We start from the raw sequence: 26036 nt of genomic DNA, 5'->3' as shown, positions 1-26036 counted from the left end.
AAGATTTAAATGAAAATAAAAAATACCCCACTCAAAGACTGCTACATCATCGAACCAACAATCTTCGAAGACGAACGAGGATATTTCTTTGAAAAATTTAATGAAAAAAAATTTGAGGAGCTTACAGGAATGAATGGTCATTTTGTACAGGATAATATATCAAAATCATCTTATGGAGTGCTACGAGGTCTACATTTGCAAAAAGGTGAACATGCTCAGGCAAAATTGGTTTCTTGCCTAGAGGGTAAAGTCTGGGATGTTGCTGTTGATTTACGAGAAGATTCTCCATCTTTTGGAAAGTGGTTTGGTATAGAACTTACTGCAGAAAATAAATTGCAATTATATGTGCCAAGAGGTTTTGGTCATGGTTTTTCTGTTATTAGCGAAACTGCTGTCTTTTCTTACAAATGCGATAACTTTTATAATAAAGAGTCTGAAGGAAGCGTAAAGTATAACGATAAAGACCTCAATATAGAATGGAAGCTTAGAGAAGAAGAAATGATACTTTCCGATAAAGATCAAAACTCACCAGATTTTAAGGATAAAAATTATTAAATATAAAATCATAACCACTTAATTTACAAGTGGTTTTTATATGTTTAAGATACAGCGTTATATTTTGTATCTTTGCAAACTCAAAATAGAAAGATGCGTACAAAATCTGTAGGAAAGAAGAAAATAAATATTGTAACGCTTGGGTGCTCCAAGAATGTTTACGATTCAGAAGTTTTGATGAGCCAGCTAAAAGCCAATGGCAAAGAAGTGGTGCATGAAGACAGAGGAGATATTGTGGTAATCAACACTTGCGGATTTATTGATAATGCGAAAGAAGAATCTATCAATACTATTCTTGAATATGTTGACGCTAAAAATAGAGGCGAGGTTGAAAAAGTTTTTGTTACAGGTTGTCTTTCAGAAAGATATAAGCCAGATTTAATTAAAGAAATTCCTGATGTAGATCAGTATTTCGGAACGAGAGATTTGCCGATTTTGCTTAAACATTTGGGTGCAGATTACAAGCATGAGTTGGTAGGCGAACGATTGACGACGACTCCAAAGCATTATGCATATCTAAAGATTTCTGAAGGCTGCGACAGACCTTGCTCTTTCTGTGCAATTCCTTTGATGAGAGGTGGTCACGTTTCGACGCCAATTGAAAAATTGGTGAAAGAATCTCAGAAATTGGCAAAAGTGGGAGTGAAAGAATTGATTTTGATCGCTCAGGATCTGACATATTACGGTTTAGATATATATAAGAAGAGAGCTTTAGGTGAACTTCTGAAAGAATTGGTGAAAGTAGAAGGAATCGAATGGATTCGTCTGCATTATGCTTTCCCAAGCGGATTCCCCGAGGATGTTTTGGATATCATTAGAGAAGAACCAAAGGTTTGTAATTATATAGATATTCCGTTACAGCATATTAATTCAGATTTATTGAAATCTATGAAACGTGGTACAACGCACGAAAAGACAAATGCTTTATTAGATAAGTTCAGAGAGAAAGTTCCGGATATGGCGATCAGAACTACTTTAATCGTTGGATATCCGGGAGAAACGGAAGAAAGGTTTGAGGAGCTTAAGAATTGGGTAAGAGAACAAAAATTCGACAGACTAGGATGTTTTACCTATTCTCATGAAGAAAATACTGGAGCGTACGTTTTAGAAGACGATATCCCGCAAGAGGTAAAAGAAGCAAGAGTAGAAGAGATTATGGAATTGCAGTCGCAGATTTCTTGGGAGAAAAATCAAAAAAGAATCGGTGAAACCTATAAATGTATATTTGACAGGAAAGAAGGTAACTATTTCATCGGACGAACAGAATATGATTCGCCAGACGTAGATAACACCGTCTTGGTTTCTGCAGAGAATACGTACATTTCTATCGGCGATTTTGCCAACGTAAAAATTACTTCAGCAGAAGAGTTCGATTTATATGGCGAACTTGTCTAAACAAAAAATAAGTAAAAACCGATGATTCATTCATCGGTTTTTTTTGCGCAAATTTTTTTTCAATTTGATGATATATTTGAGGTGTATATTTGCAATATCATTGCAGGAGCAAGCTAATTATTTTGATCCTTTTTATGGATTAAATTTATTTTTGATCAATATATTTTACAAGTAATCGTAGTAATAAAGTTCAAAATTATGGTTGATTTTGGCATAATTGAAAATTTTTAAAAAGTTGATTATTAATTAGTTAAAAGTTAAAACCGTGTTTAAACAACCTCAAGGCAGTTAATTCTGTTAACTTTTAGCTCTTTTATTTAACATTTTTTAACATAGTGTTGCAAATCCCCTAAAAACAGGTGTTTATGAGTGAAATTAAGTTTATTTTAACTTTTTATTATGATTTATTAACCTTTAGAATAGGTGAGTAATTAGTTTCAGTATATTTTTGCCCTGTCAAACAATAAAATAATTCAAAATGATGAAAAGATTCATTCTCGTAATCATAATGATGATTTCAACACTAGGTCTTAATTCTTTCAAGAATAATGCCGAAGATGCGAAGAAAACAAGTTATGCGTCGTATTACCACGACAAGTTTAATGGTAAAAAAACTGCAAGCGGAGAAGTTTTTAATAATTCAAAACTTACTGCAGCACACAGATCGCTTCCTTTCGGAACCGAGATTAAGGTAACCAATCTGAATAATGGAGAAGAGGTGATTGTAACGATTAATGATAGAGGGCCTTTCCATTCGTCAAGAGCATTAGATATGTCTAAAGCAGCATTTGACGAAATTGGCGGTATCAGCAAAGGTATCATACCAGTAGAGTACGAAATTGTCGATTAAAATTTAATACGATTCTTAAATTTATTAAGCCAGCTCATATAGCTGGCTTTACTGTTTTTAAATATCTAATTCCACCATCGCAGGACAATGATCAGAATGCACAGCTTCCTTTAAAATCACCGCTCGGGTAAGCTTGTCTTTTAAAGAATACGAAGTGAAATTATAATCAAGTCTCCATCCTTTATTATTGGCTCTTGAATTTTGTCTGTAGCTCCACCATGTATAATTATTGGGTTGATCGTTGAAGAATCTAAAACTGTCAATCAATTCACATTCATTAATAAAGTTGGTCATCCATTCTCTTTCCATTGGTAAAAAGCCTGAAGTATTTTTTAAACCTACAGGATTATGAATGTCTATCGCTTCATGACAGATATTAAAATCACCGGAAATAATCAAATTAGGGATTTCTTTCTTTAAATTTTTGATGTACTCTAAAAAGTCATTGCAGAACTGCATTTTAAATTCCAGTCTTTCTATATTAGAGGCTGACGGAACATAAACAGAAATTACAGAAAAGCCATCGTAATCTGCACGAATAATTCTTCCCTCATTGTAATAGCTTTCGATTCCGCAACCATATTCTACATGATGAGGTTTTGTTTTAGAAGCGATGCCGACTCCGCTGTAGCCCTTTCGAACTGCCGAATGCCAATAACTATGGTATCCTATTTTCTCTAAACTTTCGATATCTATCTGATCGTTTCCGGCTTTACTTTCCTGAATGCAGATAATATCCGGATCTGCGGTCTTCAGCCAGCCGAGAAAATCTTTTGTAAAAGCGGCTCTGATTCCGTTAACGTTGTAAGTAATTAATTTCATAGCTCAAAAATATAAAAAATCGGTCGGAAAAAATCTAAGATTATTTCCGACCGACCCCAAAATAATAAACTATGAAAAAACCTATTTCGGTTCTAAAATACTAATCGGTATAATACATTCTTCAAGAGAAATTCCGCCGTGTTGATATGTTTCTTTATAATAATTTACAAAATGATTATAGTTTTTAGGATAGGCTAAAAACGTATTGTTTTTGGCGAAAATATATTTAGAGCTTAAATTTCCTTTTGGCAAAAATATTTTTTCAGGATTCGTTACTGCCCAAACATCTTTGTCATCGTACGTCAAACTTTTTCCTGTCTTATAACGAATATTGGTTGAGGTTTCTCTGTCGCCCACAACACGGCTTGGTTTTTTGACATAAACGGTTCCGTGATCGGTTGTTATCACCAACTTATAACCGCTTTCGGCTGCCAGTTTAATAATTTTAATTAATGATGAGTTCTCAAACCAATTCGATGTCAAAGAACGGAAAGTTTTATCATCACGGATTAACTGATCAACAATATGATTATCTGTTTTCGCGTGAGAAAGAATATCGATAAAATTATAAACGATCACCAAAAGATCATTGTTCTTATGCTGATTAAAATCTTCATAAATCTTTTTCTCAAAATCGGCATTTAGAACTTTCAGATATTTCATCGATTTGGAATTTAAACCGATTCTTTTCATCTGATCTTCTAAGAAATCACGCTCATATTCATTTTTGTTACCTTCTTCATTATCATTAAACCATTTATCCGGGAAACGCTTTTCAATTTCTGAAGGGAGCATTCCTGCAAAAAACGAATTTCTTGCATATTGAGTTGCGGTCGGAAGAATGCTGTAATAATAATCTTCAGACACTTTATTGTAAAATTTGGTAAACAAAGGTTCAATGACTTTCCATTGGTCATATCGTAAATTATCAACCATCAGCAAAAGAACTTTGTCTTTTTCAACTTCAGGTTTTACTTTATCTCTGAATAAAGTGTGGCTCATTAAAGGTTTGTCACCTCCATTCAACCAGTCTTCATAATTGTTTTCGATAAATTTCGCGAACTGAATATTAGCTTCTTCTTTCTGAGATTGCAGTAAATCTGCAAATTCGTTGTCGGCAACTTTATCAAATTTCAGCTCCCAGTTAACGATTTTTTTATAGTATTCTGCCCATTCCTGATAAGTTTTCAGGTAAGAAAGCTCCATCGAAAGGTTTCTAAATTCCTGCTGATATTGTAGAATGGTTTTTTGCTCAACTAAATTATCCTGCTGAAGGTTTTTCTTTAAGGATAATAAGATTTGATTAGGATTTACCGGCTTCAGGATATAATCTGCAATCTGGGATCCTATCGCTTCTTCCATGATGTGTTCCTCCTCACTTTTCGTTACCATTACGATTTTCAAAGAACTGTCTTTTTCCTTTATCATCGGTATAGCTTCCAGACCGGAAATACCGGGCATGTTTTCATCAATAAGCGTCAATGCAAATTTTTCTGAATCTATCAATTCCAAAGCCTCGTTCACATTGTTTACAGGAGTTACGTGGTAACCCTTTTTCTCTAAAAATACGATATGAGGTTTGAGTAAATCTATTTCATCATCGATCCATAATATTTTTTCTGACATAAAAGTTTAATTTTTTCTATGGTTATTGTATCAAAACTGCGACCAAAAGCCTATAACAAAAGCCAATTCGGAGGCTAAAAAAGTTAAATGTAAGTTAAAGAAAATTTACCGCAGACATTATATAAATGTGGTATGAAGATAGTCTAAAATCTTTAGGTTTTAAAGCATTATTAATAAAAATTCACCACAATACATTTAGCTGTTTTCTTTGAATTAAGTTTAATACCTTAATTTTGCATTCATCACATTTATTTCAATGCAGAACAAGCTTAAAATTATCAACGATCCTGTACACGGATTTATAAAAATTCCACACGAGATTTTGTTTGATATTATAGAACATCCTTATTTTCAGAGATTAAGAAGAATTTCGCAAACCGGACTTCTGAATTTAATTTTTCCGGGAGCTACCCATACCAGATTTCATCACGCGTTAGGTGCGATGCATTTGATGTTTACTGCGCTGGAAACTTTAAAACAGAAAGGAATTCAGATTTCTGAAGAAGAAGAAAAAGGAGCGATGCTGGCGATTTTAATGCATGACATCGGTCACGGTCCGTTTTCTCATGCGTTAGAAAATATGTTGATGGATGATTGGCATCACGAAAATCTTTCGTTATTATTAATGAACAGATTGAATACCGAATTTGAAGGACAGCTTTCAACCGCCATAGAAATGTTTCAGGGGAAGTATCACAGAAAGTTTTTTAATCAGTTGATTAGTTCACAGCTGGATGTTGACCGTTTGGATTATTTGAAAAGAGACAGCTTTTTTACAGGAGTTTCTGAGGGAAATGTGAATACTCAGAGAATTATCTCGATGATGAATGTCTGCGAAGACGAGTTGGTGATCGATGCAAAAGGTGTTTATTCGATTGAAAACTTCCTTACCGCAAGAATGTTTATGTACTGGCAGGTTTATTATCACAAAACATCGGCTTTAGCAGAATTTATTTTGGTTAAAATTTTAGAAAGAGCAAAATATCTCGCTTCACAGGGAATCGATTTACCAGCGACGGAGAATTTGAAGTATTTTCTCAATCGCGAGAAAAGTAAAGAAACAGACGAAGATGTGAAAAGATTTACCGAAATGGATGACAATGATATTATTCATGCGATGAAATTGTGGCAAACTTCAGATGATTTTATTCTGTCTTATTGGTGTCAGTGTGTGATCCAGAGAAATCTTCCGAAAACAATCATTTCTTCACAACCCTTCGACCCGGAATTTGTGGCAGAAAAAATAAAAAACACCAATGAGTTTTTAGGAATAGATAATGCTCAAGACCTTGTGCACGAGATTGAGCGAACGCTTTTACCTTATAACACAGATAAACAGCCTATTTATTTGCTTCAGAAAAGCGGTAAAATTTTAAGACTCGAAGAATCTGAAGATCAGCTTTTATCAGGATTAATTACCAACAAGACAACAAGATACATTCTTACATTTCCGAGGCATTAATTGATTTATATTGAATTTAAACTCTTAAAGAATATTAAAATCTATATTCCGCAATCTAAAAAATGTTGGTGAATAATAGAATTTGTTATCTTTGCAGGATATGGAATTCACAGCTTCGCAAATTGCGAGTTTTATTGACGGAAAAATTATAGGTGACGAAAATGCACTTATAACAGGAGTTTCACCTATTGAAAGTGGGGAAGCCGGGCATCTTTCTTTTATCGCCCAAGAACGTTTTTCACACTATTTAGATACTTCAAACTGTTCCGTTCTTATCGTTTCGGAAAATATTTTAACCAAAGACAGCTACAGTCAGACAATTATTTCTGTAAAAGATGCTTATCTTTCTTTTCAGGTTCTGATGAATTTGTATCAGGAAATGCAGGGTAGAAAAGAAGGTGTTGAAGACGGTGCTTCTATTCACGAAACTGCTGTAGTGGGAGAAAAAGCCTATGTTGGAGCATTCACCTATGTTTCAGAAAAAGCCAAGATTGGTGAAGGATCACAGATTTACCCTCAAGTTTACATCGGAAAAGGTGTGAAAATTGGTAAAAACTGTAAGATTGACAGTGGTGCAAGAATCTATGATTACTGCATTATTGGTGACAATTGTGTTATTCATTCAAACACAGTGATTGGTGGTGACGGTTTTGGTTTTCAGCCAACTCCTCAAGGTTTCAAAAAAATTCCTCAATTGGGGAATGTAATCATTGAAGATGATGTTGAGATCGGCTCAAATTGCAGTATTGACAGAGCCACAATTGGTTCTACGGTAATCGGTAAGGGGACGAAGATTGATAATCTGATTCAGATTGCACACAACGTAAAGATTGGCCAGAACAATGTAATTGCTTCCCAGACGGGAATTGCAGGATCTACAATTGTCGGTGATTGGAATCAAATTGGCGGTCAGGTAGGAATCGTGGGACATATAAAAATTGGAAGTCAGGTGAAAATTCAGGCACAGAGCGGTGTCAATTCTCATGTGAATGACAAAGAAACGGTTTATGGGTCGCCTGCGATCAGCTATAATAATTATCTTAAAAGTTACGTACATTTCAGGAATCTTCCTGAACTTGTAAAGCGAATAAATAATCTTGAGAATAACTCAAAAGATCAGACTAATGAGTGATATGCAAAAAACACTTCAGGAAGAGGTTACTCTTTCCGGAATTGGCCTTCATACTGGTAAAGAAGTAAAACTGACCATCAAACCTGCAAAAGAAAATACAGGTTTCATCTTCGTGAGAACAGATTTGGAGGGTCACCCTCAGGTTGAAGCTGATGTAAACTATGTTGTAGCCACAGAAAGAGGAACAACTCTTGAAAAGCTGGGCGTTAAAATCAATACTTGCGAGCACCTTTTGGCAGCGTTAGTTGGTTGTGATGTCGACAATGCGTACTTGGAGATGGATGCTTCGGAGCCGCCAATTCTAGATGGTTCTTCTAAATTTTTCGTTGAAGCTATCGAAAGCGTAGGTGTTGTAGAACAAAAGACTGCCAGAGAATATCTGGTTGTGAAAGAAGTTCTAAGCTACAGCGATCCTGCAACAGGTTCGGAAATTACAATTATCCCTTCAGATAATTACGAAATTACAACAATGGTAGATTTTGGAACCAAAGTTTTGGGTACTCAGAATGCTACTCTTAAAAATATTTCAGAATTCAAAGAAGAAATTTCTTCTGCACGAACATTCAGCTTTTTACACGAATTAGAGATGCTTCTTGATCACGGTTTGATCAAAGGTGGAGATATTTCTAATGCAATTGTGTACGTTGACAAAGATCTTACTGCAGAAACTACCGAAAAATTAAAGAAAGCGTTTGGTAAAGATCATGTTGCGATCAGACCAAACGGAATTCTTGATAATTTGACTTTAAACTATCCTAATGAGGCTGCAAGACACAAATTGCTTGATGTAATTGGTGATCTGGCTTTGTGCGGTGTTAAAATTAAAGGCAAAATTATCGCCAACAAACCGGGACATTTTGTAAATACTCAGTTTGCGAAAAAACTGAACCGTCAGTGGAAATTACAGAAAAAGAAAAACGTTCCCGATTTTGATTTAAATAAAGAACCTGTTTTCGATATCAACGGAATCATGAGATTAATGCCTCACAGACCTCCATTTTTATTGATCGACAAAATTCTTGAATTGTCAGACTCGCACGTTGTCGGTTTAAAGAATGTGACGATGAACGAACCTTTCTTCGTTGGTCACTTCCCGAAAGAACCTGTAATGCCGGGAGTTTTACAAGTGGAAGCTTTGGCTCAGACTGGTGGAATTCTGGTTTTAGCAAGCGTGCCGGATCCTGAAAACTATTCTACTTATTTCATTAAAATGGATAAAGTAAAATTCAAAAGAAAAGTAGTTCCTGGCGATACCATGATTTTTAAAATCGAATTGATAGAGCCAATCAGAAGAGGTATCGTGCATATGCAGGGTTACGGATATGTTGGGGACACAATAGCTGTAGAAGCCGAGCTTATGGCTCAGGTTGCAAAAAATAAAGTTGACTAAATGATTCACCAATTAGCAGCCGTTGATAAACGTGCAAAAATCAGTAAAAATGTAATTGTAGAACCCTTTACTACGATTGCAGGTGATGTGGAAATCGGTGAAGGAACCTGGATCGGTTCTAATGTGACCATTATGGATGGTGCAAGAATCGGTAAAAATTGCAGAATTTTCCCGGGAACCGTAATTTCTGCCATTCCGCAGGATCTGAAATTTGATGGTGAAGATACACAGACGATCATCGGTGATGAGACCACAATCAGAGAATGTGTTACTGTAAACCGTGGCACAAAAGCCTTAGGTTATACCAAAATTGGTGACAATTGCTTGATTATGGCAACTTCTCATATCGCTCATGATTGTGTGATTGGTGATCATGTAATCATCGTGAATGGTTGCGGTATTGCAGGTCACGTAGAAATTGGTGATTTTACGGTAATGGGCGGCTTAAGTGCTGTTCATCAATTTGGAAAAATCGGAAAACACGTAATGATTTCCGGTGGAACTCTGGTGAGAAAAGATATTCCCCCTTATGTAAAAGTTGCTCGTGAGCCGATGTCTTATGCAGGAATTAATTCTGTAGGTTTAAGAAGAAGAGGTTTTACCAACGATAAAATTTTTGAAATTCAAAAAATTTACAGAGCAATCTTCCAGATGAAAATGAATGTCTCTCAAGCAGTTTCTCACATCGAAAAAGAAATGCTTCCAACAGCAGAAAGAGACGAAATTCTACAGTTTATCCAAAATTCCCCGAGAGGTATCGTCAAAGGATACGGAACAGGGAAAGAATAATAATTTAAAATAATGAAAATTCCAGTTTTAGTTCTTACAGTAGTCTCTTCTTTGGTGTTTGCGCAACAAAAAAAGGATTTGTCTCTGAATTTAAGAGATTCTCTGGCAGTTAAAAATGTAAATTCTATTCTGGATCATTCGAAAAAAACATTCTCAAATCTGAGCTTGAAATCTTCATCAGAAATCAATAAAAATCTTGATCAGCTTTTAATTAATGATATCAATTTTAATTCTGTTATTAATAATCATTCTGTGACATCAGTTGACGCGGGAACTTTTTACAGACCAAGAATTGACGCTACTGATTTGATGGGAAGACAGCTGCTTCATCTTCAGATTTATAAATCAAAATAAAAAAATATACTATAAATAATGGCAACAAGTAACGATATAAAAAAAGGTCTTTGCATAGAGTACAGCAATGATATTTTTAAAGTAATCGAATTTATGCACGTAAAACCAGGAAAAGGTCCTGCTTTCGTAAGAACAAAATTAAAATCTGTAACCAACGGTAAAGTAATTGATAATACTTTTTCTGCAGGTCACAAAATCGACGAAGTAAAGGTAATTACAAGAAAATTCCAATATCTTTATGATGATGAGAACGGTTTCCACTTTATGAATAATGAAGATTTCTCTCAATTATATTTAGATAAAGAAATGATTGAAAATTCAAATCTGATGAAAGCAGGTGAAGAAGTGACGATCATTTTGAAAGAAGCTGACGAAACTCCGCTTTCTGCGGAATTACCACAGTCTGTTTACTTAGAAGTTGTAGAAGCAGATCCGGGCGTAAAAGGAAATACAGCAACAAATGCTCTGAAAAACGCAATCGTTGAGACAGGAGCTAGAGTGATGGTTCCTCTGTTCATCGAAGCAGGAGACAAAATTAAAGTAAGCACTGAAGACGGTTCTTATCTGGAAAGAGTAAAAGAATAAATATTGAAAATAATTAAGCTGGAAGCATTGGTTTTCCAGCTTTCTTATTTTAAAAGCATTTCGGCGCTGTCCGTTTGTGATTTTTTTTTATGGCAGCAATTTCCGCCCTCCGTTCCCGCTTTTTTTATTTTTTTTTGAAAAAATAAAAAAGAGCTCCACTCAGGTCGGGCTGCAGAGTCGAACCAAAAACAACATTTGTTACGGTTCAAGAGTCTTATCAAGATTGAGTAAACTAAATAAACATCATTAAAAAATATGACGTTTCATCAGCCACAAAAATTAAAAACAATTGCAGATCTTATCGGAGCAAAATTTGTGGGTTCCGAAGATTTTCAGGTTTTTGGCACCAACGAAATTCACAGAGTAAAATCAGGTGAAATCGTATTTGTAAACCATCCAAAATATTACGATAAAGCTTTAAATTCGGCTGCAACCATCATTCTAATTGATAAAGAAGTTGAGTGTCCGGAAGGAAAAGCACTTTTGATTTCAGACGATCCGTTTGGAGATTTCAATAAAATCAATACCCATTTCACGAAGATCTATAATTTCACAGAAACACTTCATGATGTGGAAATAGGAGAAGGTACAAAGATACATCCATCCGCAGTTTTGGGAAACAACATTACCATCGGGAAAAACACGATTGTATTCCCAAATGTAGTCATTGGAGACCGAACTGTGATCGGTAATAACGTCATCATTCAATCAAACACTGTTTTGGGCGGAGATGCTTTTTATTACAGAAAATTAGACGGAAATTTTGACCGTTTAATCTCTGTAGGAAACGTCATCATCGAAGACAACGTCGAAATTGGAAATGGTTGCACCATCGACAGAGGTGTGACAGATTCTACCATCATCGGTGAGGGTTCGGTTTTAGACAATCAGATTCAGATTGGTCATGATACGGTGATCGGAAAGAAATGTCTCATTGCTTCTCAGGTTGGTATTGCCGGCTGTTGTATCATTGGTGATGAGGTCACTTTGTGGGGACAGGTTGGCATTGCTTCAGGTAATAATATTGAAACAGGATCTGTACTTTTAGGCAAAACAGGGGTCAATAGAGATCTCAAAAAAGGAACTTACATTGGGATGTTCGCAGAAGATTACAAAACGTACCTCAAAAAAGAGGTGAAACTCAGAAATTTGTGATGAAAAAAATAAGCTTTCTTTTTATTCTTGTTTCTATAATCTGTTTAGGACAAAAATCTGATATTGATTCTAAAATTACCATGACTAATGGTAAGATCATTGAAACCAAAATACCTTTCCGGGTTAATATGTTCAGTCGGGATTTGATCAATGAACTGTCCGTAACTGACAAATATGTGGTTGTTTTTCAAAATGGCGAAAAAATAAAGTATTTATCGTCAGCGATACAGAGATTAGAATTTACCGATTTAAAAAATAGAAATAGAACTTTTGTGCATGCTCCTGATTTCCAAGATGTATTAGTAGAGCTGTTACATGACGGAAAAATTAAATGGTACAGAAGTTATTTTGCTAACGGTTATGATGGATCTGTACAGCTTTCAGACTTTTTAGTCAAAAACGGAACAATACAGAAGTTGGGCTTATTTGTTAATAACAGAAAAAGGTTAAAAGCATTAATGAGTGATAAGCCCGAGCTAGAGCCACTTATTGAGAAGATTAATTATGATAAACTTAGTGATCAGGATTTGCTTAATATATTAAAGAGATATGATGAATAATTCGGAATCAAACTTTTTTTTTACGGCAAATAATCGCTATTTTTGTGAGCATTAATAAAAAGATAAAAAATAAATTAAAACAACAATAAAATGTCAATTTTAGTAAACAAAGATTCTAAAGTAATTGTACAGGGTTTTACTGGTAACGAAGGTACTTTCCACGCTGGTCAGATGATCGAGTACGGTACAAACGTAGTAGGTGGCGTTACTCCAGGAAAAGGAGGTAGCGAGCACTTAGGAAAGCCGGTATTTAATACTGTTGCTGACGCTGTTGCAAAAGCAGGAGCTAATGTAAGTATTATTTTCGTACCGCCTGCATTTGCTGCAGACGCTATCATGGAAGCTGCTGAAGCGGGTATTAAAGTAATCGTATGTATTACGGAAGGTATTCCTGTTGCAGACATGGTAAAAGTAAAATCTTATATCGCTGACAAAGAGTGCAGATTGATCGGGCCAAACTGTCCTGGAATCATCACGTCTGATGAAGCTAAAATTGGTATTATGCCAGGTTTCGTTTTCAAAAAAGGTAAAGTAGGAATCGTTTCAAAATCGGGAACACTTACTTATGAAGCTGCTGATCAGGTTGTAAAAGCTGGTTACGGTGTTTCTACAGCAATCGGAATTGGTGGTGACCCAATTATTGGCACTACTACAAGAGAAGCTTTAGAATTATTCATCAACGATCCGGAAACTGAAGCGGTTGTAATGATCGGTGAAATCGGTGGCGGTCTTGAGGCTGAAGCTGCAAGATGGTACAAAGCCAGTGGTTCTACAAAACCTGTTGTTGGTTTCATCGCGGGTCAAACTGCTCCTAAAGGTAGAACGATGGGTCACGCAGGTGCTATCGTTGGTGGTGACGAAGACACGGCTCAGGCTAAAATGGAAATCATGAGAGAAAACGGTATCAATGTGGTAGATTCCCCTGCTGACATTGGTGTTACTGTAGCAAAAGTATTAGGATAACATAAACAACAAATGATATGAAAAAAATTTTATTAACATCAGCTTTAGCACTTTCTACAATGTCTTTCGCTCAGATCGACTTCAGTAGTACAAGATTTGGTGTTACAGTTGGTGGAAACTATTCGAGAGTAAAAAATGCACACAATCCTTCAGGAGCCAGATATGCTTTTCAGGGTGGTGTTTTAGCACTGATCCCGATGGGTGGCGCGAACCAGTTTTATCTTCAGCCGGAGATCACATATTACGGAGCCGGAGAATCTGGTAAAAATAAAGATTCAAAAGGTGCGGATGGCTATGATGCGGTGTATGCAAACAATTATCTGAGTGTACCGATTTATTTTAAAGGATATTTTTCTGAAGCAGAATCAGAATTTTTTGGAATGATTGGCCCAAGATTTAATTTTTTGCTAAGTCAAAATGTTAAAAATGTACCTGCTGGAAGACCCTACTATGATCCGGATGTATCAGTTCCGAACAATCCACAGATCAGCGGAAAGGCAAACAGTTTTAATTTCGCAGTGGGAGTGGGAGTAGGATACAGTTACAAAAGACAACTCGAATTAGCTTTAAAATATGACTTCGGAGTTTCAAACACATATCCGAATCTGATTGAAGATTTCACCAAAGACCCGAATACGGTGAAAAAGAAATCTGAACAGGTTCTTAGTGTAACCCTAAGTTATATTTTTGAATAACAATTTTTCAGTTAACATAAAAACTCCCGAGATTAATCTCAGGAGTTTTTTTCTATTATACGTAAACTATGGTTTGATTTTAATAATTTGTTTTTCGCGAATGATTACTATTTCACTGTTTTTCTCCTTTTTAAATTCAATCATTTTATCGTATGCCTTTTCTAAACCTTTTAGTATTTTGTTTTTTCTGATATTTTTATCTTCCTTCGTCATAATAATGTTTTAGAATGTTAAACTTTTCTGTGTTATGAATTAAAATTTCTTCATTAAGGTTCTTTTCGGCTATTAAATTATGCTTTCCTTCAGAATTATCAAAAATCAAAATCTGATCAACAATTGGAAGGTAAATTTGAAACAAATTTTTAATTCCATTAATGTAACGCCTTTCAATAGTTTCATTCGGAATATTATGACCACCTTCTGCAACTCTAATTTTAACCCTCTCCTTTGCTAAATCTGAATTTTCCAACCAAAAGAAGAGTAATGTAGTATTGTAACCATTTTCCTGTGCATTCTTGATCTTTGGTCGATAACACTTAGTAGCTAAAGTAGTTTCGAATGCAAAATTTTCTTTATTTTTAAAAAGTTCATCGATTCGTTTTAACATAATTCTTCCAGCTTCCAAAGAAACTTTTTCTGGTTGGAAAGGTGATAATCCTTTTGCAATTTCATCAGCATTAACAAATTCTTTACAATCTAAAATTTCAGGTAAAATCGTAAAAAAGAAGCAGTTGTTTTTCCGGCTCCATTACAACCTGCAATTATATAAAGATTTTTTTCTGTCATGCTTATGCAATATAATTAATAATTTTTAAAATTTTTTAACTTCTGATCCATTTCCAAAGTTCCTTCAAAGTCGCCTTATTTCCATACATCAAAATTCCTACTCGGTAAATCTTTCCTGCTAAGAAAATCATAAAAATAGTTGTTGCCAGAAGTAAAAAGATTGATAAAGCGATTTCCCAAGCTGGAACGCCGTAAGGAATTCTTGCAATCATCGCAACAGGCGATGTGAAAGGAATAATTGATAACCAAAAACCTAGCGGTCCGTCAGGATTATTCATTAAAGAGAAACTTCCGTACATTCCTAAAGTCAATGGTAAGATTGCAAATAAAGTAAATTGCTGTGTTTCGGTTTCGTTATCTACTGCTGAACCGATTGCAGCATAAATCGAACTGTAAAAGATATACCCTAAAAGGAAAAATACAATAAATACAAAGATAATTAATGGAAAATTTAAATCCAATAAACTATGAGAAATCTGTGTAAATATTTGTAGAATATCTAATTTATTTAAAACACCTTCTTCTCCGCCTGGAATGTTTTTCTGAATAGAATTAAACCCTGTGTTCAAAACTAAAGCTCCAATTACAGACATCGATATCCAAACGATAAACTGTGTCAGAGCAACCATAGTAACCCCAAGAATCTTCCCCATCATCAGTTCGAAAGGTTTTACCGATGAAATGATAATTTCTACCACTCTATTGTTTTTCTCTTCCAAAACACTTCTCATGACACGAACTCCGTAAATAATGATAAACATAAAAGTAACGTACATCAATCCTAAACTCAATCCGGTTTTCACCCCAAAAGCAAGATCAGAATCTTCTTTATTGTCTTCAGAAACATTGATGGTTTTAAGTTCAAAACTTTTATCAAGATTATTAAGCTGAGATTCTGCAATGCCTAATTGTTTGATTTTCTCTTTCTTAATTACATTGCTAATATCAGAGATGATGCGCTGTTTAGTATCAAGACCGATCTTAGTGTTGACGACTAATCTCGTGTTTTTCTCTAAATCATCAAAATTATTACTAGAAATCTGAGGTAAAACTAAAATTCCATCTAAAGATTCATTTCCTTTGAGATTTTTTATTTTTGATTTTTCATCAGCAACGGGAACAAAAATATATTCCAGTTTGTCATTAGATTTTAGCTGACCTTTAAAAAGTCCGCTGTTGTCAACCACTTCAATAACGTTGTGAGATTCGTTGGCTTTAAACATCAATCCGATCACGGCACCAAATCCGATGATCATTAGTGGAGCTAGTAAAGTCAGTAAGATGAATGATTTTTTCTTAACCTGCGTAAGAAATTCTCTTTTTGTAATTAAATATATATTGTTCATAAGTTTAAGAATGATTACCTACGGCGTTAATAAACACTTCATTCATACTTGGAATTTTCTCGTCAAATGATCTTACTTTTCCGGCTTGTACAAGATCAAGCAATATATCATTTTGATTCACCGTATTTTTCAGGTCAAACGAAATCAAATTGTTTTGTTCCGATAAGTTGAAAACCTCATATTTATTTTGAAAATTTTGAAGTTGCTCATTGTTAACATCAGAAAGTGTAATTCCAAAAATATTTTTCTTGAATTTTTCTCTTACGTCAAAAACTCTACCGTCAATGATCTTCTTAGAATTATCAATTAATGCAACATAATCACACATTTCTTCTACACTTTCCATTCTGTGGGTAGAGAGGATAATTGTTGTTCCGTTGTTCTTAAGTTCAATGATTTGATCTTTAATTAAATTGGCATTCACAGGATCAAAACCTGAAAATGGTTCGTCAAGAATTAATAAATGCGGTCTGTGAAGTACAGTCACTACAAACTGTATTTTCTGAGCCATTCCTTTTGAAAGTTCTGACAGTTTTTTCTTCCACCATTGATCGATATGCAGTTTTTCAAACCATTTTTTAGCTTCATTCAATGCATCATTTTTTTTCATTCCTTTCAGTTCTCCGAAATAGAGAATCTGATCTCCAACGCTCATGTTTTTGTACAAACCACGTTCTTCAGGCATATATCCGATGTCTTTGATGTGAGTTGGATTCAGCTTTTCACCATTGATGAAAACATTTCCGGAATCTGCCTGTGTAATTTGATTGATGATACGAATGAAAGAGGTTTTTCCTGCTCCGTTGGGTCCCAAAAGACCGTAGATACTTCCTTTCGGCACATGAATGCTAAAATCTTCCAAGGCTGTTTTTTTTCCTGCGTTGTAAGTTTTAGTAATGTGTTCAGCTTTTAGCATTAATTTGTTTTTTTATAATGAGTATAAAAATAATCCGAAAGTTACGGAATTATTAAAACAGAATAAATCTAAAAGAAAAAATCCTGATGATTATCAGGATTTAATATTATTGTTTTACTATTTGAGTAACCTTTTGCGTATTGTCGCTGAGAATGTAGCGAATAAGATACTTTCCGGGTTTTAATTTTTCAATATTAATTTCTGCTCTGTTGGTGTTGACATTATAATTAGCAACCTGCGTCCCTAATATAGAATAGAAAATGACTGATTTAATTTTTAAAGATGCGTCTTTGGCTTTTACCACCAAAAAGTCTTTAGCAGGATTTGGGTATGCAGTAAGAACGCCATCGTCAGACTTCTGAGAAGTTGAAGAAGGTTCCTTTATCTGTGCTTTAAGATTGTCGGAAAAACCAACAAAAGCGCCCATAAATATAATTAAAAGTAGAATTTTTTTCATCTAACGTATAATTTGCATAATTATTACTAACAAAAGTAATAAATTCTATAATCATCCACAATAGTTTTTTATAGAACTTATATTAAATTTGCAATAAATTATTCAAAAAGTATTCCAAAATGATATATTCAAGAAACAGAAGATTACGAGTAAATGAATCTATGAGAGGATTGGTGAGAGAATGCAGCCTTTCTACAGACAATTTTGTAATGCCGATTTTTGTGATGGAAGGTGAAAATAAAGAAGAGGCAATTTCATCAATGCCCGGAATTTTCAGGAGAAGTATCGATCTGACGGTAAAAGAATGTAAAGAATTATTTTCTTTAGGCGTAAAAGCGGTCAATCTGTACATGAAAGTTTCAGAACACTTAAAGGACAATACCGGAAAAGAAGCCTGGAACAAAGACGGACTGATGCAAAATACGATCAAAGCAATCAAAGATGCGATTCCTGAAATGGTAATTATGCCTGACGTCGCATTAGATCCATATTCAATTTACGGTCATGACGGAATTATTGAAAACGGAAAAATTCTGAATGATGCAACTAATGAAGCTTTAGCAAGAATGTCAGTTTCTCATGCAGAAGCTGGAGCAGATATTGTGGCACCGAGTGACATGATGGATGGAAGAGTTTTAGCGATTCGTGAAGCATTAGAAGATAGCGGTTTTCACGATGTTGGGATTTTAAGTTATGCTGCAAAATATGCAAGTTCGTTTTATGGACCATTCCGAAGTGCCTTAGACAGTGCGCCAAAGGATGATATGGAAATTCCAAAAGATAAAAAGACCTATCAGATGGATTTTCACAATTCACGTGAAGCTTTAAATGAAGTATTTAAAGATGTGGAAGAAGGTGCAGATATTATTATGATCAAACCAGGTTTACCGTATTTGGATATTGTTGCAAAAGTTCGTGAAGTGATCGATTTGCCAATTGCAGTTTACAATGTGAGCGGAGAATATGCGATGCTGAAAGCTGCAGCACAAAACGGTTGGTTAGATAATGACAAAGCGATTATTGAAAGTCTTACGTGCTTCAAAAGAGCAGGAGCTGATATGATTTTCACCTATGCTGCGAAAGAAGCTGCAATTCTTTTAAACAGGTAATTAGTTTATTAGTTTTAAGTTATCAGTTATGAATTATAAGTTTAAAATCTAAACTCATAATTCATAACTTTTAATTTATAGCATTTAAAATCATTTGAAGTCAAAATCTTTTCCTTTCGTAAATTTTGCTGCAAATGGAGCCTGATTTCCAGTATATTTTAAAACGAAATGTTTTTTAGTATCCGTATCAACTTTGGCTTCAGCTTCTACATTTGTTGTCTGAAAACTCACATCTATACCAACACCGGATTCTTTTTCAAGGAAAATTTCTACACTTTCAGCATAGAATAATGAGGTGCTCAGATAGTTAAATTTTATATTTTTCCGATAAGTTTTTGATTGTGAATCTGTAAATTCAGAATATTTTCTCAGGATTTCAATTCCAGGAGAATCGATATTTGTAATTCGGGATTTAGTAACGCCGTTTACGCGTACAGAAAAACTTTTCGCACTGTTGATATTTCCGTTAATTCCGATATTAAATAAAGATGGTAAAGACAAACCATACTCAATCATACTTTCTTTCGTAAATTCAAAATCAGGAATTAAAGCCGGATGTTTCGGAACATTTAAAAGCTGCTCTTTTATGGATTTTAATTTCTCGTCGGAGAATAGAAATCCGATGAGATTATTGTTAGTTGTTCTCCAATTTCTGCCGTTCCATTCGTAAATTTCACACAGTAAAGTGTCTGCGGAAGAGTGCGGAAGAAGATCAATATCCTTCCATTTAAATACTTCTTTTGCGTAAGGTCTGCGGTTGATGAGATTGATTCCTAGATCTAAAGCCAGTAAATCGGTTAATTGTTGATTGTTTTCCATGGTTAATTTAAATGTTTTTGGTGATTTAAATGTAAGAAAAATATGATTTAAAAAAGATTTAATTTAAAAACAACTTAAAGTTCCCCCGGCAACAAAATAATGACGAAACTCTGTATTATTAATTAGGTAAAAAGAAAATAACCTTAAATTTTCATAAAACTGAACCAACCGTTTTTTAATCTGAAATTTAAATTCAAAAAAACTTTATCTTTGCCTTTATGATTTTACGAGGAGAAAACTTAATCAAAGAATACGGTCCCAAAAAAGTTGTAAAAGGCGTTTCTGTACAGGTTCAGCAGGGAGAAATTGTCGGTCTGCTAGGTCCGAATGGTGCCGGGAAGACGACTTCGTTTTATATGATCGTAGGTCTGGTAAAGCCAACTTCCGGAAGAATTTTTCTTGATAAACAGGAAATTACCAACGATGCGATGTATCGGAGAGCTCAAAAAGGGATCGGTTACCTTGCACAGGAAGCTTCGGTTTTCAGAAAATTGTCTGTGGAAGATAATATTATGGGAGTTTTGCAATTGACGAAACTTTCAAAACGTGAACAGCAGATTAAATGTGATGAGCTGATCGAAGAGTTTTCATTACAGCACGTTCGTAAAAACCGTGGAGATCTTCTTTCCGGTGGAGAAAGACGTAGAACGGAAATCGCGAGATGTTTGGCAACCAGCCCGAGTTTTATTTTGTTGGATGAACCTTTTGCCGGAGTTGACCCGATTGCAGTAGAAGATATTCAGAAAATCGTAAGAAGTCTGACCGACAAGAACATCGGAATTTTGATTACAGATCACAACGTACAGCAGACTTTGGCGATTACCAACAAAACCTACATCATGTTTGAAGGTAAAATCCTGAAAGAAGGTTTACCGGAAGATCTTGCAAATGATCCGCAGGTAAGAGAAGCGTATTTGGGAGAGAATTTTGTTTACCAAAGTATTTTCGATAAAGAAAGCAAGAAAAAACATGCTTATAATATCTGGGCAGGAAATTTTGATTCTAAATCTCAGTTTCAAAGCTTTGTTGATGAAAATTTTGCTCAGTTTGATGATCTAAGATTGATGCACGGTTTTGAGGATATCAGTTTTGCATCTTTGGGGAATTCAGAAATTCAGCATATTTTTAATGATGTGGTTGACAAAAATGCCAATAATTCTTTTGTTTTTCAGCGTAAAGAAATCAATTCTCTTTATTCTTTGGAACAGGCCGAAGCAGAATCTAAAGCAGCGAGTAAGCCAGAACTTCATTATCTAACGAGTTATTTGCTTGAAGGATAATTAATAAATTACACCTTAAAAATATTTAGCCATTGTCAATAGATGATGGTTTTTTTATGTTAAATAGTTGTAAAGAAAATAGGTTATACTTAAAATTATGTTAAAAAATGAACATCGGAATTATTTTTGTTAGAGTTGAATCTATAAAGTTTTATTTTGTTTGATTTTAGTTAAAATTATTTCAAACACAATGAAAATGAACACAAATGAATTTTTTAAACATAAAAAATATGAAATCAAATTATTTCAGATTGGCGGCATTTGCTGTTACAATCTTATCACTTACTTCTTGTTCGCAACGATTGGTAGGAACTTGGAACGTTGCAAAATATGAAAATGTAACTCCTGGGCAGCAAAGCATCTCACTCACCAATATTGGCACAATGACTTTTAAAGCAAACAATACAGGCGAAAAAAAGCTTGATTATCAGGTTTTAGGAATTCAAAGAAATGATGAATTGTCTTTTAAGTGGACCGGAACCGAAAAATATGTGACGATAGAAAATGGAGGCGCAGATTTTTCAAAAACATGGATCATTCTTGAGAACAAAAAGAAATATCAAAAATGGAAATCTACCGACGGAGCTAATCAAATTCAGGTTATTGAATTGAAAAAGTAACAAAGCTTATTCACATTATTACCTTAAATTTTAATACTTTTAAAACCTCAAACATTACACAATGTTGAGGTTTTTTTAATTTACCGATTATGGCAAAACCTTTCACCAGAGCACTCAGCATTTTCGGAATTTACAGACAACTAAAGCCTTTCATCAAGCCTTATCGTTTGATGATTTACTAGTGATGCACAGTTTTGAGGATATCAGTTTTGCATCTTTGTAAAATTTAGAAATTCAGCATATTTTTAATGATGTTGTTGACAAAAATTCCAATAATTCTTCTGTTTTAAGCGTAAAGAAATCAATTCTCTTTATTCTTTGGAACCAGCCAGAAGCAGAATCTTAGGTAGCGAGTAAGCCAGAACTTCATTATCTGACAGGTTATTTGCTTGAAGCATAATTTCTTCTTTAATTGCAGTTCTTTATTTTATTTTGTAATGTTTTTATCGACGGAAAAAGAATGAAATTAAACAACAAAGTCACCCCGAAAGCGATGCTCCAAGACTTGAGCCAAAGCTGAAAAAAGTGATTAGGTAGTTGGTAGTTGTTATTGACAATATTCAGGGTAAATGTAATAACCATGGTGATAAGGAAGCTTTTATAAATAATATTCATTGCTGTTTGCTGTTGAAAATCTGTCCCCAGTTTTGGAAAACTAAATCAGATAATCGATGCTGATTCAGGCTGGCTAAAAATGCTTGGTATGCAATATCTAAAAAAGACTTCAGTTGGCAATTGTATGAAATAAAAATACACGATTTCGCCTGACAGTTGATAATTGGAAATTTCTCTTGTTGTAGTAATTGTATCATATCTCCTAATCCCATATTTTGGGCTTTTTTTGAAATAGTAATTCCTCCACTTTTTCCTCGTTTTGTTAGTACCAGCTCTTCTTTAGATAAAAACTGAACCACTTTGATGAGATTATTTCTTAAGATGTTGAGTTTTTCTGATATCTCATCTAAAGAAGCAGAATTGTTTTCTTCTTTTTTGTCTAAAAAAATCAAGACTCTCATGCTGTAATCGGTAAAGTGGTTCAGTTTCATAGGTTTAATTAAAATTTAAAAGTTGGGGGCCAAACTCTTCGTACAAGATATCTTCTTTCGGAATACCCAATTCTAATAAAGAGTTGTATTGAACTTTAATAAAAGCGTCTGGTCCACAAATGTAATACTTTGCATTTTCTAACAACACATCGTCTTTCATCTCATGCAAATTGATTCTCCCTTTTTTAACATTTTTGTCAGTAGTTTCTTCGTCATTTTCATAAAAAATATGCGTTGTCAGCCAACTATTTTCATCGGATAAATGATTAATTCTCTCCTTGAAAGCATGTACTTTTTCATTTCTGCAACTGTGCAGCCAAACGACATTATTTTTTTCAAGATTATTTTTGTTAGTTTCCAACATGCTCAGTAAAGGCGTTACCCCAACACCACCACTGATGAAAATACGTGGACGTTGAATAATGAATTCTTCATAGAAAACGCCAGAAGGAGCAGTAACCCACACTTCATCACCTGTTTTTTTACGATGCATTTCATTAGAAACAATACCTTCGAAAAGACGGTCATTAGAGACTTCTCTTTTTACAGAAATTCGGTACTGTTTTTCAGTATATGCAGAAGACAGGCTGTATTGTCTCGTTTGCTCATGTGCTAAAGTTGGTACAAATATTTTTATAGAAATATACTGCCCCGGAAAATAATCTGCAATCGCTTTCTGGTCTTTGGGTTGCAGATAAAACGATTTTATTTCGCTACTTTCTTCTACAATATCTGTAATCACAAATTTTCGCCAACCTTTCCAGCCGCCGGTTTTATTCATGGTAGATTGATACATATCGTTTTCAATAGAAATCATTATTTGAGCAAGCTCATTGTACGCCTCGTTCCAGGCTTCTATTAAATTATCGTCAGCAGTTTCTCCCAAAACTTCTTTGATAGATGCAATAAGATGCAGCCCCACAATATCGTATTGCTCAGGAGTAATGTTCAGACTTACATGTTTGTTTCCGATAGATTTCAAGACATCAATCAGAACTTCTGGGTTTTCTATGTGTTCGGCATATGCAAGAACAGCCCCAGCTAGAGCATTTTGCTGTTTACCACTGGCTTGGTTTCCCATATTGAAAACATTTTTCAATTCGGGATTATGCATAAACATTCTGGAATAGAAATGTTTGGTGAGATCGATACCATTGCTCTTCAAAATCGGAACGGTAGAGTTAATTAAATTTTTTTGATCGTTTGTCATTTTGTTTAGTAAAAATTATATACAAATGTAAAATAATTAATTGTTGTACGAGCGATGCAACAATTAATTTTTTATGAATTAAATCACTATTTTTGATGCGATTTAAAGAAGTCATATATTGCAAGTAATCACATTTAATGTCATCTTTATCTGTATTAAAACCAATTATGGCAAAACCTTTCACCAGAGCACTCAGCATTTTCGGAATTTACAGACAACTAAAGCCTTTCATCAAGCCTTATCGTTTGATGATTTACGGAACCTTATTTCTTACATTTTTGGGAGCAATTACGGCTCAGGTAAATGCTGTAGTGCTGAAATATACAGTTGACGAAGTTGAGAAATTAACTAAACTTCCCAGTCCGATGTCGGAGGGTATTCATGTCCTTATCGTTATTTCGTTAATCCTTTTAGGAAAAGAAATTGCCAACATTTTTATCAGTTTCGGGCAGAAATTTTATGGCGAAAAAATCAGAATTAATGTAAGTTCGGTTTTGGCACAATCTGCAATTGATAAGATTTTAACGTACAAAGTTGCCTATTTCAGTGACGAAAATCACGCTTCAGGAAAATTGCAGACCAGAATTGATCGCGGTATTGAGAGCTTAACCAAGCTTGTTCAAAATTTTTTTATCGACATTTTACCAATGTTCTCTAATGCCATTATTGCTTTGGTCATTATGTATATGCAGAATGTTTACGTTGGTTTGGTTTCTACAATTATTGTCCCTATTTATTTTTATGTAACATCGATGCAGGCGAAAAAATTGGGTGGTGTAAGAAGACAGCTTCGTAATCAACGTGAGCAGAAAACTTCAGGATTATTAAATTTAATCAATTCAATATTAGTAATTAAAAGCTTCGTGCGCGAAAAATTTGAAGGTAAAAAACAGTTTGATCTTCAGATGCAATTGATGGAAAGCCAGATGTATACGCGGAAAACCAGTTTTATATATGAAGGTTTAAAGACGTTCATCGAGCAGATTGGTGTTGTTCTTATTATTTTATTGACAGTTTATCTGGTGCTGAATCAGCAAATGACAATCGGTGCGATTATGCTTCATATTATGTTATTTAACAACGTTTCATCGCCTATCAGACAGCTTCATAGAATTTATGATGATATGAATGATGCAATGATTTATGCGGAAGGTTATTTCGAAATTTTAAATGCTGATAACGAAGAAGAACCAAACGGAACTTTTATTGAAAATGAAATTGCTGGAAATTTTGAACTGAAAAATATCGATTTTACTTATCCAAACGGTACAAAAGCATTACACAATGTTTCGATGGTTATCGAAAACGGGAAAACTACCGCTTTGGTGGGACTCAGTGGTGCCGGAAAATCTACCATCATCAACCTTTTATGCAAATTTTATCTTCCGGATTCAGGTGAAATTTTATTGGATAAAGTTGACTTAAACCAGTATGACAATACATTTTTACGAGGTGATCTCGGTTTGGTTTTACAGAAAAATCACATCTTTCAGGGAAGTATTGAAGACAATATTCGCTACGGAAATATGAATGCGAGTTTTGAGGAAATTCAGGAGGCAGCGAAAAAAGCCTATCTCCACGAGCAGATTTTAGATTTAAAAGAAAAATATCAGCATGATGCTACCCAGCTTTCAGGAGGACAACAGCAGAGAATTGCCATTGCGAGATTATTCTTAAAAAACCCACCGATTATATTTCTTGATGAACCTACGGCAAGTCTGGATGCGATTGCCACGGAACAGATCAAAAATTCACTGGATGCGATTAAAGAAGGAAGAACGGTGGTAATTATTTCACATTCACTTTCCCAGATTTTAGATTCCGATAAAATTTATGTGATGAAAAAAGGCGAAGTGGTAGAAAGCGGAACGCATGACGAATTAGTGCAAATGAATGGAACGTACCGGGAAATTTTTGATGCTTCGGCGAGAAGTTTGAATCTTGATAAACTGGTGAATTCTTTCAAGAACTAATTTGCCGGTGATTTAAACCATTAAGGAATTTTAGTTGGTAAGTTTTTTAAGGTTCAGACAAAGCTAAATTAAGCAGTCCGCTTAATAAATATCTTCAGATATTTCCTTCACCAAACTTAAGAACTTACAAATCTTAATGTT

General features: G+C 34.5%; 26 protein-coding genes and 2 pseudogenes. 17 read left to right on the top strand and 11 right to left on the bottom strand.

From position 1 onward, the window contains the following. The first annotated feature begins 9 nt into the window (after nucleotides 1–9). From rfbC to PGH12_RS08085, 3 genes are all read left to right on the top strand, one after another. Nucleotides 10–555, top strand: coding sequence for a dTDP-4-dehydrorhamnose 3,5-epimerase (gene rfbC / locus PGH12_RS08095; RefSeq protein ID WP_267597685.1), 546 nt, complete (start codon nucleotides 10–12; stop codon nucleotides 553–555). A 93-nt stretch (nucleotides 556–648) separates the two neighbouring features. Then, on the top strand, nucleotides 649–1950 hold the full coding sequence (rimO, locus tag PGH12_RS08090) for a 30S ribosomal protein S12 methylthiotransferase RimO (RefSeq protein WP_267597684.1): 1302 nt from the start codon (nucleotides 649–651) through the stop codon (nucleotides 1948–1950). 478 nt (nucleotides 1951–2428) lie between these two features. Next, nucleotides 2429–2800, top strand: coding sequence for a septal ring lytic transglycosylase RlpA family protein (locus tag PGH12_RS08085; protein WP_267597683.1), 372 nt, complete (start codon nucleotides 2429–2431; stop codon nucleotides 2798–2800). Between the two features lie 57 nt (nucleotides 2801–2857). Here PGH12_RS08085 and PGH12_RS08080 read toward each other — a convergent pair whose 3' ends face one another. Both PGH12_RS08080 and porX read right to left on the bottom strand, forming a co-directional pair. Further along, complete coding sequence (locus PGH12_RS08080) at nucleotides 2858–3622, bottom strand: exodeoxyribonuclease III (RefSeq protein ID WP_267597682.1); 765 nt, start codon at nucleotides 3620–3622, stop codon at nucleotides 2858–2860. Nucleotides 3623–3703: 81 nt separating this feature from the next. Beyond that, entirely contained in the window at nucleotides 3704–5248 is a 1545-nt protein-coding gene (porX, locus tag PGH12_RS08075; RefSeq protein ID WP_267597681.1) for a T9SS response regulator signal transducer PorX, read from the bottom strand. Between the two features lie 256 nt (nucleotides 5249–5504). Here porX and PGH12_RS08070 point away from each other — a divergent pair, with 256 nt between their 5' ends. The 10 genes from PGH12_RS08070 to PGH12_RS08025 all read left to right on the top strand — a co-directional run bounded on the left by PGH12_RS08070 (nucleotide 5505) and on the right by PGH12_RS08025 (nucleotide 14333). Beyond that, nucleotides 5505–6710, top strand: coding sequence for an HD domain-containing protein (locus PGH12_RS08070; protein WP_267597680.1), 1206 nt, complete (start codon nucleotides 5505–5507; stop codon nucleotides 6708–6710). A gap of 100 nt (nucleotides 6711–6810) precedes the next feature. After that, nucleotides 6811–7842, top strand: coding sequence for a UDP-3-O-(3-hydroxymyristoyl)glucosamine N-acyltransferase (gene lpxD, locus PGH12_RS08065; protein ID WP_267597678.1), 1032 nt, complete (start codon nucleotides 6811–6813; stop codon nucleotides 7840–7842). Beyond that, entirely contained in the window at nucleotides 7835–9232 is a 1398-nt protein-coding gene (locus PGH12_RS08060) for a bifunctional UDP-3-O-[3-hydroxymyristoyl] N-acetylglucosamine deacetylase/3-hydroxyacyl-ACP dehydratase (RefSeq protein WP_267597676.1), read from the top strand. Before lpxD ends, PGH12_RS08060 begins: the two co-directional genes overlap by 8 nt. After that, a complete protein-coding gene (lpxA, locus tag PGH12_RS08055; protein ID WP_267597674.1) occupies nucleotides 9233–10021 on the top strand; it encodes an acyl-ACP--UDP-N-acetylglucosamine O-acyltransferase in 789 nt (262 codons plus the stop codon). It abuts the gene before it with no gap. Between the two features lie 12 nt (nucleotides 10022–10033). After that, nucleotides 10034–10375, top strand: coding sequence for a hypothetical protein (locus tag PGH12_RS08050; RefSeq protein WP_267597672.1), 342 nt, complete (start codon nucleotides 10034–10036; stop codon nucleotides 10373–10375). An 18-nt stretch (nucleotides 10376–10393) separates the two neighbouring features. Then, the gene (efp, locus tag PGH12_RS08045) at nucleotides 10394–10960 is read left to right on the top strand and encodes an elongation factor P (protein ID WP_267597671.1); all 567 of its coding nucleotides are present in this window, start codon (nucleotides 10394–10396) and stop codon (nucleotides 10958–10960) included. Between the two features lie 255 nt (nucleotides 10961–11215). After that, nucleotides 11216–12115 (top strand): UDP-3-O-(3-hydroxymyristoyl)glucosamine N-acyltransferase, encoded by a 900-nt coding sequence (locus tag PGH12_RS08040; RefSeq protein ID WP_267597670.1) that lies wholly within the window; start codon nucleotides 11216–11218, stop codon nucleotides 12113–12115. Beyond that, nucleotides 12115–12675, top strand: a complete 561-nt coding sequence (locus PGH12_RS08035) for a hypothetical protein (RefSeq protein WP_267597669.1) — start codon at nucleotides 12115–12117, stop codon at nucleotides 12673–12675. Before PGH12_RS08040 ends, PGH12_RS08035 begins: the two co-directional genes overlap by 1 nt. Nucleotides 12676–12765: 90 nt before the next feature. Further along, nucleotides 12766–13638 (top strand): succinate--CoA ligase subunit alpha, encoded by an 873-nt coding sequence (sucD, locus tag PGH12_RS08030; protein WP_129534654.1) that lies wholly within the window; start codon nucleotides 12766–12768, stop codon nucleotides 13636–13638. Nucleotides 13639–13655: 17 nt separating this feature from the next. Then, the gene (locus PGH12_RS08025; RefSeq protein ID WP_267597668.1) at nucleotides 13656–14333 is read left to right on the top strand and encodes a porin family protein; all 678 of its coding nucleotides are present in this window, start codon (nucleotides 13656–13658) and stop codon (nucleotides 14331–14333) included. Nucleotides 14334–14399: 66 nt separating this feature from the next. Here the strand turns inward: PGH12_RS08025 and PGH12_RS08020 are convergent, their stop codons facing one another. The 5 genes and pseudogenes from PGH12_RS08020 to PGH12_RS08000 form a co-directional block, all read right to left on the bottom strand. Then, complete coding sequence (locus PGH12_RS08020) at nucleotides 14400–14546, bottom strand: hypothetical protein (protein WP_267597667.1); 147 nt, start codon at nucleotides 14544–14546, stop codon at nucleotides 14400–14402. After that, a pseudogene (locus PGH12_RS08015) lies at nucleotides 14530–15119 on the bottom strand (ATPase). The gene PGH12_RS08020 and the pseudogene PGH12_RS08015 overlap by 17 nt, the downstream one beginning before the upstream one ends. A 35-nt stretch (nucleotides 15120–15154) precedes the next feature. Continuing rightward, nucleotides 15155–16465 (bottom strand): ABC transporter permease, encoded by a 1311-nt coding sequence (locus tag PGH12_RS08010; RefSeq protein WP_267597666.1) that lies wholly within the window; start codon nucleotides 16463–16465, stop codon nucleotides 15155–15157. A gap of 4 nt (nucleotides 16466–16469) precedes the next feature. After that, on the bottom strand, nucleotides 16470–17381 hold the full coding sequence (locus PGH12_RS08005) for an ABC transporter ATP-binding protein (RefSeq protein WP_267597665.1): 912 nt from the start codon (nucleotides 17379–17381) through the stop codon (nucleotides 16470–16472). 106 nt (nucleotides 17382–17487) lie between these two features. Next, the gene (locus PGH12_RS08000; RefSeq protein ID WP_267597663.1) at nucleotides 17488–17838 is read right to left on the bottom strand and encodes a T9SS type A sorting domain-containing protein; all 351 of its coding nucleotides are present in this window, start codon (nucleotides 17836–17838) and stop codon (nucleotides 17488–17490) included. 119 nt (nucleotides 17839–17957) lie between these two features. Here PGH12_RS08000 and hemB point away from each other — a divergent pair, with 119 nt between their 5' ends. Next, nucleotides 17958–18947: a porphobilinogen synthase gene (gene hemB / locus PGH12_RS07995; RefSeq protein WP_267597662.1), complete on the top strand. Its 990-nt coding sequence runs from the start codon at nucleotides 17958–17960 to the stop codon at nucleotides 18945–18947. Between the two features lie 90 nt (nucleotides 18948–19037). On the opposite strand, the gene PGH12_RS07990 is transcribed toward hemB, so the two are convergent. After that, the gene (locus PGH12_RS07990) at nucleotides 19038–19766 is read right to left on the bottom strand and encodes a hypothetical protein (protein ID WP_267597661.1); all 729 of its coding nucleotides are present in this window, start codon (nucleotides 19764–19766) and stop codon (nucleotides 19038–19040) included. A gap of 218 nt (nucleotides 19767–19984) precedes the next feature. On the opposite strand from PGH12_RS07990, the pseudogene lptB reads away from it, so the two are divergent. Together lptB and PGH12_RS07980 are read left to right on the top strand one after the other, a co-directional pair. Continuing rightward, nucleotides 19985–20710: pseudogene (lptB, locus tag PGH12_RS07985) on the top strand (LPS export ABC transporter ATP-binding protein); the annotation flags it as partial. 566 nt (nucleotides 20711–21276) lie between these two features. Beyond that, a complete protein-coding gene (locus tag PGH12_RS07980; protein ID WP_267597658.1) occupies nucleotides 21277–21666 on the top strand; it encodes a hypothetical protein in 390 nt (129 codons plus the stop codon). A 408-nt stretch (nucleotides 21667–22074) separates the two neighbouring features. Here the strand turns inward: PGH12_RS07980 and PGH12_RS19135 are convergent, their stop codons facing one another. The 3 genes from PGH12_RS19135 to hmpA are packed head-to-tail and all read right to left on the bottom strand — an operon-like array spanning nucleotide 22075 to nucleotide 23922. Beyond that, nucleotides 22075–22281, bottom strand: a complete 207-nt coding sequence (locus PGH12_RS19135; RefSeq protein WP_420710257.1) for a DUF2798 domain-containing protein — start codon at nucleotides 22279–22281, stop codon at nucleotides 22075–22077. Next, complete coding sequence (locus PGH12_RS07975) at nucleotides 22278–22712, bottom strand: Rrf2 family transcriptional regulator (protein ID WP_267597657.1); 435 nt, start codon at nucleotides 22710–22712, stop codon at nucleotides 22278–22280. The genes PGH12_RS19135 and PGH12_RS07975 overlap by 4 nt, the downstream gene beginning before the upstream one ends. Nucleotides 22713–22716: 4 nt before the next feature. Further along, nucleotides 22717–23922 (bottom strand): NO-inducible flavohemoprotein, encoded by a 1206-nt coding sequence (hmpA, locus tag PGH12_RS07970; protein WP_267597656.1) that lies wholly within the window; start codon nucleotides 23920–23922, stop codon nucleotides 22717–22719. Nucleotides 23923–24170: 248 nt separating this feature from the next. On the opposite strand from hmpA, the gene PGH12_RS07965 reads away from it, so the two are divergent. Beyond that, entirely contained in the window at nucleotides 24171–25895 is a 1725-nt protein-coding gene (locus tag PGH12_RS07965; protein ID WP_267597707.1) for an ABC transporter ATP-binding protein, read from the top strand. Nucleotides 25896–26036 lie beyond the last annotated feature (141 nt).

This window comes from Chryseobacterium sp. CY350 (assembly GCF_027945075.1).
Lineage (GTDB): Bacteria > Bacteroidota > Bacteroidia > Flavobacteriales > Weeksellaceae > Chryseobacterium.
This window is presented reverse-complemented; position numbering and strand designations above follow the sequence as displayed.